The organism is Polaromonas sp. P3_C2 (assembly GCF_056402675.1).
Map to the genome: position 1 here is coordinate 1 of NZ_JBFUGX010000646.1, position 2,310 is coordinate 2,310.

The 2,310-nt window shown below is 62.5% G+C and carries 2 protein-coding genes and 1 pseudogene; 1 reads left to right on the top strand and 2 read right to left on the bottom strand.

Features of this window, described 5'->3' with window-relative positions; all coding sequences use genetic code 11:
- A pseudogene (locus AC1DWI_RS20185) lies at positions 1-759 on the bottom strand (pyruvate dehydrogenase (acetyl-transferring), homodimeric type); the annotation flags it as partial.
- Positions 760-865: 106 nt separating this feature from the next.
- On the opposite strand from AC1DWI_RS20185, the gene AC1DWI_RS20190 reads away from it, so the two are divergent.
- Positions 866-1,342: an Lrp/AsnC family transcriptional regulator gene (locus AC1DWI_RS20190; RefSeq protein WP_477725578.1), complete on the top strand. Its 477-nt coding sequence runs from the start codon at positions 866-868 to the stop codon at positions 1,340-1,342.
- A 16-nt stretch (positions 1,343-1,358) separates the two neighbouring features.
- On the opposite strand, the gene AC1DWI_RS20195 is transcribed toward AC1DWI_RS20190, so the two are convergent.
- On the bottom strand, positions 1,359-2,310 hold a 952-nt coding region (locus AC1DWI_RS20195; protein WP_477725577.1), incomplete at its 5' end, for a GGDEF domain-containing protein.

Consider the following 2,310-nt stretch of genomic DNA (forward strand, 5'->3'; position numbering starts at 1 on the left):
GCCCCAGACTTTGCGGCCCGTGCAGTCGAGCAGACGCCGGTGCGTGAGGTAGCGCATAAAGCGTGCGTGGTAGATCGAGCTGATCGGGCCTATGCCCATGGAGCCGGTCGGGAACTGCCAGAAGTCCGGCATCAGGTACGGGTGCGGGTAGCTGCACAGGCCTTGCGCGCCCTGGCTGGGCGCGGCGAGCTCCTGGCGGTAAAAGCCCAGGTCTTTTTCGTCCAGCCGGCCTTCCAGGTAGGCGCGCGCATACACGCCCGGTGCGCTGTGCGGCTGGAAGAACACCAGGTCGCCGCGGTGTTGGCCGGGGCCTGTGCCTTCGCGTGCGCGAAAGAAATGGTTGAAGCCGGTTTCAAACAGATCGGCCGCGCTGGCGTAACTCGCGATGTGGCCGCCGAGCTCGGCCGAGCCGCCGGTCTCGGCCTGGTTGGCGCGCACGACCATCGCCAGCGCATTCCAGCGCATCAGCGAGGCCAGGCGCTCTTCCATCGCCAGGTCGCCGGGAAACACGGGCTGCTCGTCTACGCCAATGGTGTTGACGTAAGGCGTGGCCAGTTCGGGCCGCCAGCCGATGCGCTGCTTGCGCGCGACGCGGCTCAGCTCATGCAGCATTTCGCGTGCACGGGCCGGGCCCTGCGTAAGGGCTAGGGCTTCAAACGCCTCACGCCATTCGGCGGTTTCCTGCGGGTCAGGGTCAGCGGAAGGATCGGTGTAAGAAGCGGCCTGCATCAGTAAATGGTGGGGTGTGGAGTCGTTCATGGCAGCAATCACTTTACGCAGAATCATCCGGAAGGTGTTGCTTCAATATCGGGGTATGACACCATTTAAAAGCATAAAATGCTGTAAATAACGAATTTTGAAGATGATGCAGCTCGATAACCTTGATTTTAAGATTCTGGATGAGTTGCAGCGGGATGGCTCGCTGACCAACGTGGAACTGGCGCGCCGCGTGCATCTGAGCCCTTCACCGTGCCTGGCGCGCGTCAAGGCGCTGGAGGCCGCCGGCGTTATTGATCGCTATGTGGCCATTGCCAACGCGGCGGCGCTGGGTCTGGGCTTGAATGTGTTCATTTCCATCAGCCTGCGCACGCAAAGCAAGGAGTCGCTGGCCGACTTCGAGCGGCGCATCGCCGAGCACGACGASGTGATGGAGTGTTATTTGATGTCGGGCGACAGCGAYTACCTGATYCGYGTGGCGGTGGCCGACATMGGTGCRCTGGARAAATTCATCCTTGAGCAGCTGTCGCCGATTCCGGGCATCGAGAAGATACGCTCGAGCTTTGCGCTCAAGCAGGTCAGGTACAAGACGGCCTTGCCCTTGCCTGTGACAAGGGCGCCCTGAATCTGCCGCCAGGGTCTCAGCGGCCCGGGGCTGAAGCCTGTTCGCTGGTCAATGCCGGGTGCGAAATTTCAATTTCGTTGATCTTGRCCAGCAGGTCTTCCCGACGGCTCATGTCTTCCCCTGCGGCACTCACGGTATCGCTCGGTGAATCGACAAATTGTACATAGCGCTTTGTTCCGGCGGCCATCTGGTGCAGTCGGGACTTGAGCCTTTCAACCACCTCCTGCGCGGTTGTCTGGGCGCTGGGCGTGTCATGCCACAGGGCGACGTGCAGGTTGAAGGCATTCGCATCGCCCAGCTTTTCAGATGCGCGTATGCAGTCGGCCAGGATTTTGGTTGAAACTTCGGACAGGGTGGTGCGATTGACCGGGCCTTCCACCAGCATCATGAAGTCGTTTTCGCCATAGCGAACCACTGTGTCCACGTCGCGTGCTGCCCCGCGCAGGATTTCGCCGATGCGGGAAAGTGCGGCGGCGCGCTTCTGGTCGCTGGCCTCGTCATGGCTCGGAGCCTGGTCGAGCCAGCGCAACATCAATACGCCGAATGCCGACTTCTGCCTCCGCGCGCGCAGCAGCATGGGCGGCAGCCTGTCGTCGATGACCCGCGGCAACATCAGCCCGCTGGCCGGGTCGTAAGTCGCCAGTGCGGCGCTGCGGTGGTTGGCAAACAGTGCTGCCCGGCTGCGCCATGCCAGCACGAGGAAAACCCAGAGCAGGCCGATCATCGCCGACAGGACACCGGCTGCCTGTGCCGCTTCAACATTCCAGACCCAGCCCGCGTTGTAGGAAAGCCGGGCCAGCGCGGCCAGCCCGATGGGCGCGGCGCCCAGCAGGATGAGGAGGTTCCAGGTCTGTCCCCGCAAAGACATCCACAAGAGGCTTCCCATGATGGCCAGGGTGGAAAACGCCAGCCACAGGTTGCGAAGATCTCGCGGCACGAGGTTCTGGCTCGCAGCCATCAGGCAGGCC